Below are 15,150 nucleotides of genomic sequence, written 5' to 3' on the forward strand. Positions count from 1 at the left end.
GCCTGCAACGTGCCGGCACCACGGTCGGTCCACCGCGGGACGACCCGCACGACCCTCCTGACGACGAGGAGCAGACCGATGACCGACACCGTCGACGCGACCACCGCCGACCGCGCGCTCAAGGACCGGCACCGCGCGATGTGGGCGCTGGGCGACTACCCGTACGTGGCCCGGGACCTCATCCCCGAGCTGGGCCGGGTCCTGGTAGCCGCGGCCGGGGTGACCCGCGGCGAGCGCGTGCTCGACGTCGCGGCCGGGACCGGCAACGCCGCCGTCCCCGCCGCCCTGACCGGCGCCGAGGTCGTGGCCTCCGACCTCACCCCGGAGCTGTTCGACGCCGGGCGGGAGGCGGCGGCCCGCGCCGGGGTGGAGCTGGCGTGGGAGGAGGGCGACGCCGAGGCGCTGCCCTACGCGGACGCGACCTTCGACGTCGTCCTGTCCTGCGTCGGGGTCATGTTCGCGCCGCACCACCAGCGGGCCGCCGACGAGCTGGTGCGCGTCTGCCGCCCGGGCGGGCGGATCGGCCTGGTCAGCTGGACGCCCGAGGGCTTCGTCGGTGAGATGTTCCGGGCGATGCGGCCCTACGCCCCGCCGCCGCCGGCCGGCGCCCAGCCTCCGCCGCTGTGGGGCGACGAGCAGCACGTGCGCGAGCTCCTCGGGGACCGGGTCACCGACGTCGTCGCCCGCCGGCAGACCGTGACCGTCGGCGGCTGGGAGTCACCGGAGGCGTGGCGGGACTCCTGGAAGGCGGTGTACGGGCCGACGATCGCCATCTACCGCGGCATCGCCGACGACCCGGAGCGGACCGCGGCCCTCGACCGCGACCTCGCCGCCCTGGCCCGGCGGTACGACCGCGGCACCGGGTCCACCGTGCTGGAGTGGGAGTACCTCCTCCTGACCGCCCGGCGCGCCTGACCGGTCGGCCGGCCGGTGCCGCCCCGGCGCCGGCCGGCCGACGGCGGGCGTCAGCCGGTGGCGGTGGCCGCCTGCTCGGCGAAGCGGCGGCGGGCGTCCTCCAGGGCGGCGACGGCCTTGGCCCGCTGCTCCCACCCGCGGGTCTCGGCCGACTTGCCCGGGGTCAGCGCCTCGTAGATCTCGAAGAAGTGCCAGATCTCGGCGATCTGGTGCATCGGCACGTCCTCGAGCTCCTGCAGGTGCTTCTGCCGCGGGTCGGTCGCGGGCACGCAGAGCAGCTTCGCGTCCGGGCCCTGCTCGTCGTTGACCCAGAACACGGCGATGACCCGGGCCCGCACCAGGCAGCCGGGGAAGGTGGGCTCGCCGAGGAGGAGCAGGGCGTCGATGGGGTGGCCGTCCTCGGCGAGGGTGTCGGGGACGAACCCGTAGTCGCCGGGGTAGCCGGTCGCGGTGAACAGCATCCGGAGCAGCCGGATCCGGCCGAGCCGGTGGTCGTACTCGTACCGGTTCCGCGAGCCCTTGGGGACCTCGACGATCACGTCGGTTTCCACGGACACCTCTCCTCGCGCGGTGGGGCCCACGACACTCGCCGAGCGCCCCGCGCGCGTCAACCGGAGCGCCCCGACAGGGCGGTGACCACGGCGGTGACCCGGCGGGCGCGGGTCTCGGGCCGCTTCGCGTCGGTCACCGACCGCACGTGCTCCCTGCGGTGGCTGGGCGCCAGCCGGTCGAAGGCCTCCCGCACCCCGGCCGCGCCGAGCGCCTCGGTCAGGTCGGGCGGCACGTCGACGGTGCGCTCGCCGGTGTCGACGGCGACCAGCACCTCGACGGTGTCCCCGGTCTCGACGCCGAGGGCGGCTCGGCGCTCCCTGCTGAGCCCGATCAGGTTCTCCCCGCCCATCCGGGCCAGCCGTCCCTCGACGGTCGCCGGGCCGATCGTGACCCGGACGGGGAACGTCCGGCCGGCGCCGAGGCCGGCCACCTGGTCGTCGGTGAGCACGATCGCCGCCGCCGGTCCCCGGGGCTCGAGCGTCGTCGTCAGTCGCAGTTCGGCAGGCACGCCGGACAGCCTGACCTGCCGGGTGGGCCGATGGAAGGGCCCCGGTCCGGCGTCGACGGGCCGGACCGGGGCGGCGTCCTCAGGCGGCCAGCCGGTGGTGGTGGCAGCGGCCGCCGGCGGTGGCGCGGGCGGCGCAGGGCGCACCGGCCCGGGTCACGCCGCCGCTGTCCCCGCAGCGGGCCGGGCGCGCGGGCTGCTCGACGACCAGCGCCGGGCGCGGGAAGGGGAGGACGACGGCGTCCGGCTCCGGCGCCGCCGCGAACTCCACGCCGCGCCCCGTGGCCGGGCCGACGGTGGGAGCCGGCGCCGGGCGGGCGGCGCGGCGGTGCAGGGCCGAGGCGGCGGTGAGCCCGGCGGTGAAGGCGGCGAGGGCGGTGGCGACGTGGCTGGCGCGCATGCCGTCCTCATCGGCCGGTGGCGGCGCGGCGGGAACGCGGGAGCCCCGTGTGCCCCACCCGTCACGGGGACCACCGCCTCCCTGCTGTAACGGAACCGGACCGGAGGTTGTGCACTCCGACCAGGGGTAACGCACGTCACGTTCCTCCAGCACGTCCTGACACGACGAAGGGAGACGAGCGATGACGACGAAGGTCGAGAAGTCGATCCAGGTCGACGTACCCGTGCGCACCGCCTACGACCAGTGGACCCAGTTCGAGGACTTCCCCCACTTCATGGGCGGGGTGAAGGAGGTCCGCCAGCTCGACGACCGGCGGCTGCACTGGGTCGCCGAGATCGCCGGTGTCCGCCGGCAGTGGGAGGCGGCGGTCCTCGAGCAGGTGCCCGACCAGAAGGTGGCCTGGGCCGCCACGGGAGGCGCCACCAACGCCGGCGCCGTCCGGTTCGAGCCCGCCGGTGCCGGCTCGACGATCGTGTACCTGGAGCTGGAGTACGAGCCCGAGGGTCTCGTCGAGCAGGTCGGCGACAAGCTCGGCATCGTCGAGCGGCAGGTGCGGTCCGACCTGGAGCGGTTCAAGGCGCTGGTCGAGAGCCAGGGCTACGCCAGCGGCGCGTGGCGCGGGTCGATCAACGAGGAGCTCGACGTCGGCACGCCGACCACCGAGACCGCCTTCCAGTCCCACGGGGACAGCGGCAAGGCCGGGGTGTCGGGCAAGGTGGTCGCCGGTGCGGCGGCGGCGGTGGCCGGTGTCGCGGCCGCAGCGGCGGCGGTGGCGAGCTCGTCGGGCGGGCAGCAGGAGACCCGGCCGGTGGAGCAGCCCGTGGGGCAGCCGGAGGGGACCGTCCAGCCGCAGGAGGTCACCGTCGTCGACCAGCCGCCGCCGGACGCCGTGGTGCGTGACGACGTCCTCGTCCCGGAGTCCGACCCGGAGGGCTACACGACGACGACGTCGACCGAGGGTGTCGAGCGGGGCGTCCGCGACGACGGCGACGACCCGATGATCGGCGGCGGCAGCCGCTGACCGGCCCACCGGCCGGGTGCCCGTACGCGGCGGGCACCCGGCCGGCTGCGGTCAGGCCTGGCCGGTGACGCGGCCGGTGAGCCGGCCGGCGGCGCGCTGGATCTGCGCGTAGTCGCCGTAGCCGGCGCCCACCACGTACCCCGTGCCCGCGCCCACCCCGAACGAGGTCAGGCGCACGATCCGCTTGCCCTTCTTCTTCAGCCGGTGACCGGCCTCGGCGACCTCCTCGGGCACCGCCCCGACGGCGCGCTCGGCCCGCATCGCGGCCCGCAGACCGGTCTGGCCCAGCTCGGCCCCCGCCTCGGCAACCCGGGACACCGCGGTGGTGGCCAGCTCGCCACCGGTGAGGAGCGCCTGGCGGGCCACGACGGCGCCCTCGTCGACCACCTGCCGCACCGCGGCGCCCGTGCCGGCCAGCAGCGGGGCGACCGCCAGCGCACCCCGGCGGGTGGCCCCGAGCACCTGCGCGGCGGCGGCGGACGCGGCCGGGCCGGCCGCCGCGGCGCCGCCGCGGGTGACCCCGAGGACCTGCTGGGCGGCGTTGCCCAGCGCGGGGCCGACCCCCGCCGTCGTCGAGCGGGTGGCGTCGAGGACCTGCTGCGCGGCGGTGCTCACGGCCGGTGCGACCCCGGCCGCCCTCGCGCGGGCCGCCTCGCGCGCCTGCTCGGTGGCGCTGAGCACCACCGGCGCCACACCGGCGGCGAACTGCTGCAGCCGGTCCCGGCCGGTGACCGGGGCGGCCTTCGCCCGCCGGCCGGCGCGGCGGCCGGCCTTCGCGGCCTTCGCGGCCTTCGCGGCCGAGCGGCCGGCTGTGCGCGAGGCCGTGCGGGAGGCCTTGACCCGTGCCCGCCGGGCGCTGCGGGAGAGCCGGACGGTGGGCTGCTGCCCGCGGCGGACCAGCGAGAACCCGACCGCGCCGGCGGCCACCAGCGCCGCCGCGGCGGCGGCGATGCGGCCGGCCCCGACGCCCGAGGTGTCCTCGGCCCGGCCGAAGTCGCGGTCGCCGGGCTGGGCCACGGGCGGCGGCGGCGTCGGCGGCAGCGCCTCCTCGTCGACCGTGGGCAGGGTCGGGGTGGGCTCCGTCGTCGTGGTGGCCGCCGGCTCCACGCCCTCCGCCGGGAGCAGCGTGTCGGAGGTCGCCGTCGTCGCGGGGATCCCGTAGTGGCGGTACAGCGCCTCCTCCTGGTCGGTGGTCAGCTCGCGGCTCTCGCCGTACCGGGGGGCGCCGTCGACCAGGCCGCGCTCGACGGTCACCTGCACCCGCCCGCCGTTCCCGGTGGCGCCCACCAGCGGGACGACGACGGTGGCGCCGGCGTGCTCGGCGTAGAGCCACTCGGGACGGCCGGTGTCCTCGTCGGCGAGCAGGTGCGTCACCGTGCCGATCTCGTTGCCGTCGCGGTCCACGACCGGCTTGCCGATCCAGTCGATCACCTGTTCCCGTTCGGGCAGTGTCATGGCTGTCTCCCCACTCGTGGCCGGACCCTGCTGGCCCGGCTCGGCCGCGTCCGACCGCCCCTACCCCGCGACCTCGGACCCAACCGACCCGGCGCACGCGCCGGCGACCGGCCTGCGACGACGCTCTGCACGCGTGTCCGCGGTCGCTCGTACGGGCTGACGGGGTGCGGTGGCGAGGTTCCCCACCGTGACCGAACCGGGATGTCCGCGCGTCTTGTGACGGTGATCACGGCTCACTACGGTCCCCTCCGATGGTCACCGGATCAGGTGATCACGATCACACGGGGTGAGTAGTGGCGAGTGCCCGGAACGTCGTGCTGGCTGTCCTGACGAGTCTCCTCGTCGTCCTCTCACTGCCACCGTCGGTGGCGGTGGCGGGGCCCAGCGCGGGACCCCCGGGCACGCTCGCGGTCTCGATCCGGACACCGAACGGGGTGCCGGCGAGCGTCCTCCTCGTCGGGAGCAGGGAGCGGTCCGTCGCCTCCAAGGCAGCGGCGGGGACGTCGAGCACCGTGACCGTCCCGACCGCCCCGGGCACGGTGCGGGTGGAGCCGCAGCCGGTCGTCTCCGCCGGACGCCTGTACGTCGGGACGGCAGCGAGGCCGACGGTCACCGTCCGGTCCGGGGTCGCGGCGACCGTGGCGGTCACCTACGCGGCGGCCGGGGTGGTGCGCGACCTCCACGTGACCGACGTCGGCCCGTCCTCGGTCGCCCTCGCCTGGACGGCACCGGCCGGTACCACGGTCAAGGTCCGGCGCGTGCTGCTGGACGGGACGAGCGCGCCGAACGGGGGTCAGGGGACGCTGCTGGTCACGAGGGGGGTGACGGCGGTCGACGAAGGTCTGGAACCCGGTCGTCAGTACGCCTACTCGCTGACCGAGCGCGTCGCCCAGGGCTGGACACCTCCCGTCACCGTCGTCGTGGGCACCCCGTCCGGGGCGGCGGACGACGCCACCTTCGTCGCCTCCCCGGGGACCCTCCTGGCGACCGCCCAGGACGTCGTGAGCGCCGCCACCACCGGTGACGGGGTGACGGTGGTCCTGGCCGACCAGGTGACGACGCCGGCCCCCGGGACGGCCGTGGTCCTCCCCGTCTCCGACGTGCTGCCGGGAGGCTTCCTCGGGACGGTGCAGGAGGTGGGGACCGACGGGCGGCGGCTGCGGCTCGCCGCGGGCGGACTCGCGGACGCCTTCGACTACTACGCGCTGGACGTCCCGGACATCGCCGGTGGGGGCGACGACGGCGGTGGCGTCGCCGCTGCCGCGGCCGCGGCCGCGCCGTCCTCCGGCCAGTCCGGCGGGCAGCCGCCGTCGAGGGAGCAGCGGGAGGAGGCGGCAGCCCGGGCCGCCCCGGCCGCCGCGGCTGCCGGTGCGCAGGTCGCTGCAGGGGCGGCGGTCGCAGCAGTCGGCGTGGACTGCGACGACGCGAGCGAAGCCTCCGTCGAGTTCTCTCCCTCCGTCTCGCTCGGCGGTCGGTTCTCGGCGCGCGTGGACAAGTACCGCGTCCTGGGGGTCGACGTCCCGACCGGAGCCAGCCTCGACATGGAGCTGTACGCCGACGTCACCGCCGCCGTGGCGGTGGCGACGAGCCGGACGGTGACCTGCGGCCTCGACCTCCCCGACTACGAGAGGAGCCTGTCCGCGTACCCCGTGCCGCTGGCCTTCGTCTTCACGCCCACCGTGGAGATCACCGTGACCGGCGAGGTCAGGATCCGGGACATCGGCGTGAGCGCGCGTGCCGGCTTCCGCGTCGCCGGGCACTTCGGCGCGACGTCGGGCTCGTCGTTCACCGGGAGCCCGGTCCACCACGCGACTCCGCTGACCCCCGTCGCGGAGGCCAACGGGGAGGTCCGGCTCGAGCTCGGTGGCGACGTCCTCGTCGGGCCCGGCGCCGCGAGCGAGGACGCCGGTGTCGTCGCTGGGGTGGGCGGGGAGCTCAAGCCCCTGGACGCCTCCTTCCGTCCGGAGTTCTCGGTGGGTCACGGCCGGTTCGACGCGTGCGTGGAGGCGAGTGCCGCCCTCACTCTCGGCGTGCACGTCACGGCGAAGGCGTGGCTCGGGTCGTGGAGTGCGTCGCGCACGGTCTCCCCCGAGGCACTGCAGAGGACCTTCCAGTACCCCGGCTCGCCGTGGCACCTGCCGAGCGGCTGCGACGAGGCGCCGGCGGTCGACCCCGGGACGACACTGCTCGGCCCGGGAGTGACGAAGGTCGGTGACTCGGTCGGAGGCAGCGCCGACCAGTGGGGGCACGTCGAGGGCTTCGTGCCGGGGCAGAAGACCTGGGTGTTGAGCACCGGCGTGATGGCGCACGCCGTCGGAGCACCCGGGGACTTCGCCAGCACGGGCCTCGGCGCGCCGGGTGACGAGATGCTCAGCGCCATGTCCGGCCGTCCGACGTACGACGCCGCGTACTACCAGGTGACCCTCGTCCCGACCGGGGACACCCTCCACGTGCGGTACGTCTTCGCCAGCGAGGAGTACCCCGAGTACGTGGGCAGCCCGTTCAACGACGTGATGGGTGTCTTCGTCGACGGCGTCAACTGTGCGACCGTCCCCGGCACGTCCACCCCCGTGTCGGTGAACACCGTCAACCCGTGGTCCCACGCGGACCACTACGTCGACAACCAGAACGGCGCTGCCGGCTATGCCACCAGCATGGACGGCCTGACGGTCCCCCTGACCTGCTCCGTCCCCGTGACACCCGGGCAGCCGGTGACGGTGCGCATCGCCGCGGCGGACAGCAGCGACAGCATCCTCGACAGCGCTGTGGCTCTCGTGGACGGCGGGATTTGGACCGACTGACGGTGTGCGCCGGCGCCGCGTCCTCCCGGCGGGGACGCGGCGCCGGCGCACACGCTCAACGGGACCGGCGCCCGACGATCGACGAGACCAGCAGCAGCTTGACCAGCCAGTCGCCGGCGTGGATCGCCGCCTGCTGCCAGGGCACCTTCTCGTGCACCACCGACCCGGTCAGCAGCACCACCGGGAAGGCGGCCCAGAGCCCGGCGCCGAGCGCCAGCGCCTGCCGCGGGCCGCGCACCGGCAGCCGGCCGGCGAGCACCGACACGGCGGTGGCGACGACGCCGCTGCGGACCAGCTCCACTGGTGCGACGACCGCCGGCGAGGGACCCGGGCCCGCGTAGGCCTCGTCGAGGCGGGCCAGCCGCTCGCCGAAGGCGGCGTACCAGGCGGAGCTCGCGGCGAACGACGCGCCGGCCGCGGCGGCGACGCGGGCGGCGCTCACCACGCGTCCCGGCCGTCGGGCCGCGCGCCGGGCACGGTGTCCTGCTGCGGGGTGGCGCGGAGCTCGTCCACGTCTGCCTCCTCGGGTCGGCCTGGCTCGGGAGACCGGCCGGGGCCGGCGGAGTCATCGGCGCCGGCCCGCCGAGCCCCGCACCGTCCCTCAGGAGCGCATCGCCTCGCGGACCTCGCGCAGCGAGGGGTTGGTCAGGTACCGCCCGCGGACGACGACGGTGGGGGAGACCTCCCACCCCTGCGGGTGCCGGGACCGGACCTCCGCGGCCGCCTCCGGGTCGTCGGCGAAGCGGACGGAGCGGTGCGGCAGCCGGGTCAGGCGCATCTTCGCCCGCAGCTTCGTCGAGTACGGGCACCCCGGCTTGTGGTAGACGACGACGGGCTCGTCGGTCATGGCCCCTCCCGCTGTGGCGACGTCGGCCCCCGCTGGGTGAACGGTGGCAGCCGCCCTCCCCGCCGGACAAGGCGTGTCGTCACCGATGAGTCCCGGCCGTCCCCGCGGTCGGAGGCAGCATGGACTCCCTCGACACGACGTTCACCGCGCCCCTGGAGAAGGACGGCGCGTTCCCGACCTTCGTCACCGTGCCCGGCTCGGCCGAGCTGTTCGGCACCCGCAAGGCGGTGAAGGTCACCGGCACGGTGGACGGGCACTCCTTCTCGGCCACCTGCATGCCGTCGGGGCAGGGGCCGCACTGGCTGCCCCTGCGCAAGGCCGTGTGCGCCGCGATCGGCAAGGACGCTGCCGGACAGGAGGTCACCGTCCACCTACAGCAGCGGTTGTCCTGAGCGCGCTCGTGCTCTGCACACACCTGTGTGCAGAGCACGAGCGAGCGCGGAGCACCTGTGCGCTTCCGGCCTTCGAGCCCTGCCCACACCGGCGGGGCAGAGCACTAGCGGGCGGGGGACACCATCCCGAGGGCGAGCTCCCGCGCGCCGGCGTCGGCGAGCAGCACCTCGTCCAGGTCGGTCAGCGCCGCCCGCATCGCGTCGGCGCCGCCGAACTGGAAGCCGAGCTGGGTCGCGTAGCAGGCGCAGGCGTCGGCGCGCCGGTCGAGGTCCTGCGGCAGCTCGAGCGGGACCAGCCCGGCGGGGAGGTCCGGGCCCGGCCGCGCGCCGGGGTCGCGCAGCACGTAGGGGGAGTCCCGCCACCACAGCACCGGCCGGCCGGTGCCGGCGACCGCGCGCAGCACCTGCAGGTGGTCGACGTGCCCGCCCAGCGCCTGCGGGGCCAGCCAGAGGTCGCCGGGCAGCCCGGTCAGCGCCGCCCGCACGTCCTCCCAGACGTCGTCGTGCTCGCGCACGCCGGCGAACAGCTCCGCGGCGCTCCCGTACCCGCGGTGCGGCGCCTCGCGCAGGTCCAGGTGCAGCGGCGTCGCGCCGAGCACGGCCATCGCGGCGGCGTCCTCCTCCCGCCGCAGGGCCATGTAGTCGACGTCGGCCGGCAGCCCCTTGTCCAGCTGGCAGGCCAGCGCGAACCCCTCCGGGTCGGGCACGCTGCGCGTGAAGCAGGTGACCACGGTGACCGCGTGCCCGGCGTCGGCCAGCGCGGTCAGGGTCCCGCCGACGGAGAAGGCCGCGTCGTCGAGGTGCGGGCTGACGGCGGTGACGTTCACAGCAGGTGCGCCGCGGAGCGGAAGCGGCAGGAGAGGTCCACCTCCGGCGGCATCGTCCAGTCCGCGGACGGCGCCGTCCCCACCACCGAGCGGTAGACGTCGTCGATCGAGGCGGCCAGCACCGGCCAGGAGTAGAGCCGGCGCACCTCGTGCAGCGCCGTCGTCGCCAGCCGCTCCCGCAGCGCGGCGTCGGCCAGCAGGCGGTCGAGCACCGCGCGCAGGCCGGCGACGTCGCCCGGGGTGTGCAGCAGGCCGTTCTCCCCGTCGCGCAGGCAGTCGACGACGCCGACCGAGTCGGTGCTCACCGTGGGCAGCCCGCTGGCCATCGCCTCGAGCAGGGTGTTGGAGAACCCCTCGCTGTAGGTGGGGCTGACGAACACGTCGGCGCGGCGGTACACCGGCGGCGCCTGCTCGGGCGGGACGTAGCCGAGGAACGTCGTCCGCCCGTCGGCGCGGGCCCGGGCCTCGTCGAGATCGGGGCCGATGCCGGAGACCACCAGCCGCACGTCGCCGGGCAGCGCCTCGAGCAGGTCGAGCACGCCCTTGCGGCGGTCGACGCGGCCGTGGAACAGCAGCACCGGCGGGTCCTGCAGCGCGCCGAGCGGCCGCTCCGCGGGCGTGAAGCGGCGGGTGTCGGTGGCGCCCGGGACGATCGTGAACCGCTGCGGGTCCGAGCCGAGGTTGCCGACCACCTCGTCGCGGAAGCTGGCGCTGCCGATGAGCACGGCGTTCGAGGCGTCGACGACGGCGCGCATCGCGTGCGCGTGGGTGGTGCAGCAGGTGCCCACCCAGTGCCCGTCGCCGCCCTGGATGCTCACCACCGCCGGCAGCCCGGTCTCCCGCGCGGCGGCGAGCACGGCCAGGCCCGGCGGGTAGCCGTACTGGGCGTGCAGCACGTCGAACGGGCGCTGCGCGTGCAGGTCGACGACGGTGCGCACGATCTCGTCGACGTCGCCCTCCCAGTCGGCGGGGACGACGGTCTCGCCGCGGCTGGGCAGCGCGTGCACCTCCACCCCGGTGGGCACGCGGTCGGGCGGGGGCGGGCCGCCGCCGTAGACACGGGTGCCGGCCTCGTCGTCGCGGTACTGGCTGACCAGCACCACCTCGTGGCCGAGCGCGACCAGCTCGCGCAGCAGGTTCTCCGCGTAGACGCTCATCCCGCTGACCGCGGGCCAGTAGCGGCGGCTGACGAAGCAGATCCTCACGCGGCGGCCTCCGCCCGGCGCAGGGCCTCGATCGACCGCGGCACCATCTCGTGCGCCCGGTGCCCGTCGCGGGACAGCTCCAGCGTCACCAGCCGGCCGAACGACGCCTCGCGCAGCGCCCGCAGCACCGCGGGCAGGTCGACGTCGCCCTCGTCGAGCGGCAGGTGGTCGTGCACGCCGCGGCGCATCCCCTCGACGGCGACCGTGCCCAGGTGCGGCGCGAACCGGGTCACCGCCTCCTCCGGCGCGTACGCCCCGGCGACGACGCAGTGCCCGGTGTCCAGCGCCAGCGCGATCCCCGGTGCCTCGGCGGCCAGCCGCGCCCAGCCGTCGCAGTCCTCGACCAGCATCCCGGGCTCCGGCTCGACGGCGAGGGCGGAGGAGCGCCCGCCGTGGCTGTCGACCAGCGCGCGGACGCCGTCGACCAGCCAGCCCCACGCGGCCGCGCGGTCCACGCCGGGCCGCGGCACGCCGGCCCAGAAGCTGACCGCCTCGGCGCCGAGCACCTCCGCCAGGTCGCAGGCCAGCCGCAGGTAGGCCAGCCGCCGCGCCCGGCCCTCCGCGGAGGCGGTGACCAGCGTCGGCTCGTGCTTGACCCGGGGGTCGAGCAGGAACCGCGCGCCGGTCTCCACCACCACGCCCAGGCCCAGCTCGTCGCACCGCGCCCGCACCCGCTCGGCCTGCGCGAACGCGTCGTCGGCGAACGGGTCGAGGTGGACGACGTCGAGGGTGAGCGCCACCCCGGCGTAGCCGCAGTCGGCGAGGAAGGGCAGCGCGTCGGACAGCCGGTGGGAGGTCAGCCCGTTGGTGTTGTAGGCGTACCGGAGTGCGGTCACGTCCCGAGGACCTCCGCGACGACGTGCCGGCCCGGCTCGCGGTACAGGGCGTACAGCGCGCCCACCCGCCGGTCGGCGCCGGCCCGGTCGAACCAGGCCGGCCCGCCCAGGCGCTCCTCGGCGTCGGCGGTCAGGTGCACCCGTGCCCAGCCGCCGGGGTCGGCGCCCACGGCCACCAGCGGGTCGCCCTGCTCGAGCAGCCGGCGCACGCCGCGCTCGCCGATCCGGCCGTAGGACATCGTCTCCACCTCCAGCCCGGTCACCAGCACCTTCGCCGCGACCGCGTCGCCCTCGGAGGGCTGCAGCTCGACCAGCACGTCGTGCCCGGCGGCCTGCACCGCGCCGGTGACGTGGGCGTGCAGGTCGTCCCCGGGCCCGGCTCCCGGACGCCACGTGGGCAGGTCGGCCAGCGCCACGGTGGACCGGCGGGCGAGCACGGTGTCCTGCAGCAGGTCGACCAGCGCGCCGGTGCCCATCCGGGTCCACGCCAGCATCGCCTGCAGCGCGCGGTCCTCCTCGACCAGCCGCTCCGGCGGGTGCCCGGTGCGCCAGTGCTCCAGGTAGCCCGGCGGCGTGGCGGGCAGCACGACGTCGAAGGGCCCGTGCATGAACGCCTTGCGGCCGCGGGCCGAGGCGAACTCGTGCAGCGCCTTGCGGACGGCGGTGTCGCGGTCGGGGTGGGCCGCCTCGCCGCACGCCGTCGCCATGACCGGCACCGGCTCCGACCCGTCCCGCGAGCAGCCGACGGCGTACAGGTCGACGACGCCGAACTCCGTGGCCGCCAGCTTCACCACCACGTCGATGCCCGCGGCGTCGAGCCGGTCGAGCAGCGCCAGCGCGTCGGGGTCGGTGAGCCCGGCCAGGTCGACGACGACGCCGCGGTCCATCGCGCGGAACGCCGTCGAGTTGCCGTCGCGCTGCAGCACCTCCAGCAGCGCGTGGGTGACCGCCCGGTCGGCGTCGAACGCGGCGCCCTGCCCGTTGGTGATGACCGTGGTCAGCCAGCCGCCGGGCGGCGGGGCGCCGGGCAGGTCGTCGGGCGCCGACGCGACCAGCTCGGCGGGCACCAGCACCCGCTCGCCGTCGCGCAGCCTGGTCATCGGCAGCCAGTGCAGCGGCCGGTCGTCGGAGTAGTCACTGCCCGCCTCCAGGCACAGCGTGCGCGGGTCGGCGACGCGGTCGCGGCCGTGGCGGCGGGTCATCTCCGCGTGGGAGCCCTGCTCCCGCTGCACGCCCCGGTGCGCCCGCAGCGACAGCGCCATCTCGGCCATCTCGCCCATCCCGCCGGTGCGGGCCTCCTCGCGGGTGGCGCCGTAGCCCAGCCCGCTGCCGCCGGGGTGCCGCTCCGACGGCGGCAGCACGGCCGAGTGCAGCGGCACGTCGAGGACGTCGATGCCCTCGATCGCGAAGTCCTCGACCGGGGTGGGGAAGGAGTCGCGGTACCGCTGCGACGGCGTGACCTCCGTCGTCGTCACAGCTCGGCCAGCGGCACGGGCGCGGCGTCCGGCGGCCCGGACAGCAGCCGCTGCACCAGGTGGACGACGTTGTCGGTGGTGACGCCGGGGACCATCTCGAACGGCGTCGCCACCACCTCGAAGTCGAGCTCGGCGAGCACGGCCAGCATCTCCCGCAACTCGCCGTGGGAGAGCGGGATCTGTGCGTGGAACGCCTTGTGCGCGCTCAGCGCCACCGGGTCGCCGTCGGGAGACAGGTCGACCTTCAGCGAGTCGCCGCAGAACAGGATCCCGCGGCGGGAGTCGTGCAGCACCGAGTGCCCGGGGAAGTGGCCGCCGGTGTGGTGCAGCGTGAGGTCGGGGGCGAGGGTCAGGACGTCGTCGGCCGGCCAGGTGACCCGGAAGGCCTTGGTCCAGACGAGGTCGTGCACGTTGACGCACACGACCCGCGGCTCGAGCTCCTGCTGCAGCTGCCACAGCGCGCCGTAGCCGTGCACGTGCGACGACGCCAGCACCGGGAAGCCGCCCTTCTCGGCGGCCATGCGGCGCAGCTCGGCGAGCATGTCGGCGGTGTACCAGGGGGCGCACTCGAAGCCGACCAGGCCGATGTCGGTCTCGACGACCCAGCCGCGGCTGTCGAGGCCGAACCGCGGCTCGGTGCCGAACTCGGTGACGCCGTCGACCGGAGCGGGCCGCCAGAACCCGGTGACCAGCTCGTCGGCCTGCTTGTCGGTGACGAACTCGAAGCCGTGCTCGGGCAGCGCGTTGCGCACGTCGGCGCAGACCGGGCAGACCGATGGTCCGGGCGCCGGCCAGCGCTGCCAGTGCCCGCAGTTGGTGCAGGCGTAGGCGGGCAGGTCGGGGAGCAGCCCGCGGTAGGGGTTGGTGTCGACCGAGGTCACGGGGTCCCTCCGGACGGAGCGGATTCGGACGGAGCGGATTCGGACAGAGCGGTGAGGAGCAGGCGGTGCAGGGCGAGGTCGCGGGCGGGGTCGTACGGCCATGCCGTCCCCGCCCGCCCGCGGCCGGCGACCGCGTCGGTGAAGGCGGCGAACTGCGCCTCGAACGGCGGTGTGTCGGCGAAGGGCACGTCCACCGGGTCGGGGCGGTACAGCGTCAGCGAGCCTCCCGCCGTCTGGCCCATCGTGTCGAGAGCGACGGCCATGCCGCGGGTGCCGACGACCTCCAGCCGGCGGCGGGGGAGCGCGTCGGGGGTGTTGAACGCGACGTGCAGGCCCACCAGCACCCCGCTGGGGGTGGCGCCGGTGAGCAGCGCGCCGTCGTCGACGCCGTAGTCGTGCACCCGGGTCTGCAGCAGCGCCGACAGCGTGGTGACGTCCTCGCCGAGCAGCGTGCCGACCAGGTCCAGGCCGTGCGGGGCGAGGTCGATCGCCGCCCCGCCGCCGGCGCGCGCCCGGTCGACCCGCCAGTTGTCGTGCGGCCGGCCGTCGGGCGTCCAGTCCCCGGGTAGCCAGCAGCAGTAGACGATCCGGACGGCGGTCACCGTGCCCAGCTCGGGCACCAGCTCGCGCAGCCGTACGTGGGCGGGGTGCCAGCGCTGGTCGTAGGCGGCGCCGAGCAGCACGCCGGCCCGCGCGCAGGCGTCGACCAGCGCCTGCGCGTCGTCGACGTCGGCGGCCAGGGGCTTCTCGCACAGCACCGCCGTGCCGGCCGCGGCGGCCGCCTCGACCAGCGGCCGGTGCCCGGCGTTCGGGACGGCCACGTAGACCGCGTCCAGGCCCGGGGTGGCGAGGAACCCCGCGAGGTCGGTCGTGCGCCGGGCACCCTCGACCGGCATCCGGTCCAGCGCGGCGGGGTCGAGGTCGTGCAGGGCCACCACCCGGGCGCCGTCGACGGCGAGCAGGCCGGGCAGCGCGTGGTCGCGGGCCACCCAGCCGCACCCGGCGATGCCCCACCCGACGGTGCTCACCGTGCCGTCC

At 76.0% G+C, this 15,150-nt stretch carries 16 protein-coding genes; 4 read left to right on the forward strand and 12 right to left on the reverse strand.

Annotated elements, in window-relative coordinates; genetic code table 11:
• The first annotated feature begins 78 nt into the window (after positions 1-78).
• Positions 79-915, forward strand: a complete 837-nt coding sequence (locus tag CHC04_RS13855; protein WP_089404546.1) for a class I SAM-dependent methyltransferase — start codon at positions 79-81, stop codon at positions 913-915.
• A 50-nt stretch (positions 916-965) separates the two neighbouring features.
• Here the strand turns inward: CHC04_RS13855 and CHC04_RS13860 are convergent, their stop codons facing one another.
• The 3 genes from CHC04_RS13860 to CHC04_RS24210 all read right to left on the reverse strand — a co-directional run bounded on the left by CHC04_RS13860 (position 966) and on the right by CHC04_RS24210 (position 2,372).
• Positions 966-1,466 (reverse strand): inorganic diphosphatase, encoded by a 501-nt coding sequence (locus CHC04_RS13860; RefSeq protein ID WP_089404547.1) that lies wholly within the window; start codon positions 1,464-1,466, stop codon positions 966-968.
• 56 nt (positions 1,467-1,522) lie between these two features.
• Complete coding sequence (locus tag CHC04_RS13865; protein ID WP_089404548.1) at positions 1,523-1,975, reverse strand: YdeI/OmpD-associated family protein; 453 nt, start codon at positions 1,973-1,975, stop codon at positions 1,523-1,525.
• Positions 1,976-2,054: 79 nt separating this feature from the next.
• The gene (locus CHC04_RS24210) at positions 2,055-2,372 is read right to left on the reverse strand and encodes a hypothetical protein (protein ID WP_176450005.1); all 318 of its coding nucleotides are present in this window, start codon (positions 2,370-2,372) and stop codon (positions 2,055-2,057) included.
• 181 nt (positions 2,373-2,553) lie between these two features.
• Here CHC04_RS24210 and CHC04_RS13875 point away from each other — a divergent pair, with 181 nt between their 5' ends.
• Positions 2,554-3,393 (forward strand): SRPBCC family protein, encoded by an 840-nt coding sequence (locus CHC04_RS13875; RefSeq protein WP_089404550.1) that lies wholly within the window; start codon positions 2,554-2,556, stop codon positions 3,391-3,393.
• A 51-nt stretch (positions 3,394-3,444) separates the two neighbouring features.
• On the opposite strand, the gene CHC04_RS13880 is transcribed toward CHC04_RS13875, so the two are convergent.
• Positions 3,445-4,848, reverse strand: a complete 1,404-nt coding sequence (locus tag CHC04_RS13880; RefSeq protein WP_089404551.1) for a PRC-barrel domain-containing protein — start codon at positions 4,846-4,848, stop codon at positions 3,445-3,447.
• A 512-nt stretch (positions 4,849-5,360) separates the two neighbouring features.
• On the opposite strand from CHC04_RS13880, the gene CHC04_RS13890 reads away from it, so the two are divergent.
• Positions 5,361-7,649 carry a choice-of-anchor L domain-containing protein gene (locus CHC04_RS13890; protein WP_089404553.1) on the forward strand — a complete coding sequence of 763 codons (2,289 nt, stop codon included), beginning with the start codon at positions 5,361-5,363 and terminating at the stop codon, positions 7,647-7,649.
• A 55-nt stretch (positions 7,650-7,704) separates the two neighbouring features.
• On the opposite strand, the gene CHC04_RS13895 is transcribed toward CHC04_RS13890, so the two are convergent.
• The gene (locus CHC04_RS13895; RefSeq protein WP_176450006.1) at positions 7,705-8,091 is read right to left on the reverse strand and encodes a DUF1761 domain-containing protein; all 387 of its coding nucleotides are present in this window, start codon (positions 8,089-8,091) and stop codon (positions 7,705-7,707) included.
• 159 nt (positions 8,092-8,250) lie between these two features.
• Positions 8,251-8,496, reverse strand: coding sequence for a glutaredoxin family protein (locus CHC04_RS13900; protein WP_089404555.1), 246 nt, complete (start codon positions 8,494-8,496; stop codon positions 8,251-8,253).
• A 119-nt stretch (positions 8,497-8,615) separates the two neighbouring features.
• On the opposite strand from CHC04_RS13900, the gene CHC04_RS13905 reads away from it, so the two are divergent.
• On the forward strand, positions 8,616-8,888 hold the full coding sequence (locus CHC04_RS13905) for a DUF1905 domain-containing protein (RefSeq protein WP_089404556.1): 273 nt from the start codon (positions 8,616-8,618) through the stop codon (positions 8,886-8,888).
• A 104-nt stretch (positions 8,889-8,992) separates the two neighbouring features.
• On the opposite strand, the gene CHC04_RS13910 is transcribed toward CHC04_RS13905, so the two are convergent.
• From CHC04_RS13910 to CHC04_RS13935, 6 genes are read right to left on the reverse strand one after another with little or no spacing between them, the layout of a single operon-like run.
• Positions 8,993-9,715 carry a PIG-L deacetylase family protein gene (locus CHC04_RS13910; RefSeq protein WP_089404557.1) on the reverse strand — a complete coding sequence of 241 codons (723 nt, stop codon included), beginning with the start codon at positions 9,713-9,715 and terminating at the stop codon, positions 8,993-8,995.
• On the reverse strand, positions 9,712-10,920 hold the full coding sequence (locus tag CHC04_RS13915) for a glycosyltransferase family 4 protein (protein WP_089404558.1): 1,209 nt from the start codon (positions 10,918-10,920) through the stop codon (positions 9,712-9,714). Before CHC04_RS13915 ends, CHC04_RS13910 begins: the two co-directional genes overlap by 4 nt.
• Positions 10,917-11,756 (reverse strand): sugar phosphate isomerase/epimerase family protein, encoded by an 840-nt coding sequence (locus CHC04_RS13920; protein WP_089404559.1) that lies wholly within the window; start codon positions 11,754-11,756, stop codon positions 10,917-10,919. Before CHC04_RS13920 ends, CHC04_RS13915 begins: the two co-directional genes overlap by 4 nt.
• Positions 11,753-13,231, reverse strand: coding sequence for a YcaO-like family protein (locus tag CHC04_RS13925; protein WP_089404560.1), 1,479 nt, complete (start codon positions 13,229-13,231; stop codon positions 11,753-11,755). Before CHC04_RS13925 ends, CHC04_RS13920 begins: the two co-directional genes overlap by 4 nt.
• Positions 13,228-14,112: an MBL fold metallo-hydrolase gene (locus tag CHC04_RS13930; RefSeq protein ID WP_089404561.1), complete on the reverse strand. Its 885-nt coding sequence runs from the start codon at positions 14,110-14,112 to the stop codon at positions 13,228-13,230. Before CHC04_RS13930 ends, CHC04_RS13925 begins: the two co-directional genes overlap by 4 nt.
• Positions 14,109-15,140 carry a Gfo/Idh/MocA family protein gene (locus CHC04_RS13935; protein ID WP_089404562.1) on the reverse strand — a complete coding sequence of 344 codons (1,032 nt, stop codon included), beginning with the start codon at positions 15,138-15,140 and terminating at the stop codon, positions 14,109-14,111. Before CHC04_RS13935 ends, CHC04_RS13930 begins: the two co-directional genes overlap by 4 nt.
• Positions 15,141-15,150 lie beyond the last annotated feature (10 nt).

The sequence above is a fragment of the Geodermatophilus saharensis genome (genome assembly GCF_900188205.1).
Classification (GTDB): Bacteria; Actinomycetota; Actinomycetes; order Mycobacteriales; family Geodermatophilaceae; genus Geodermatophilus; species Geodermatophilus saharensis.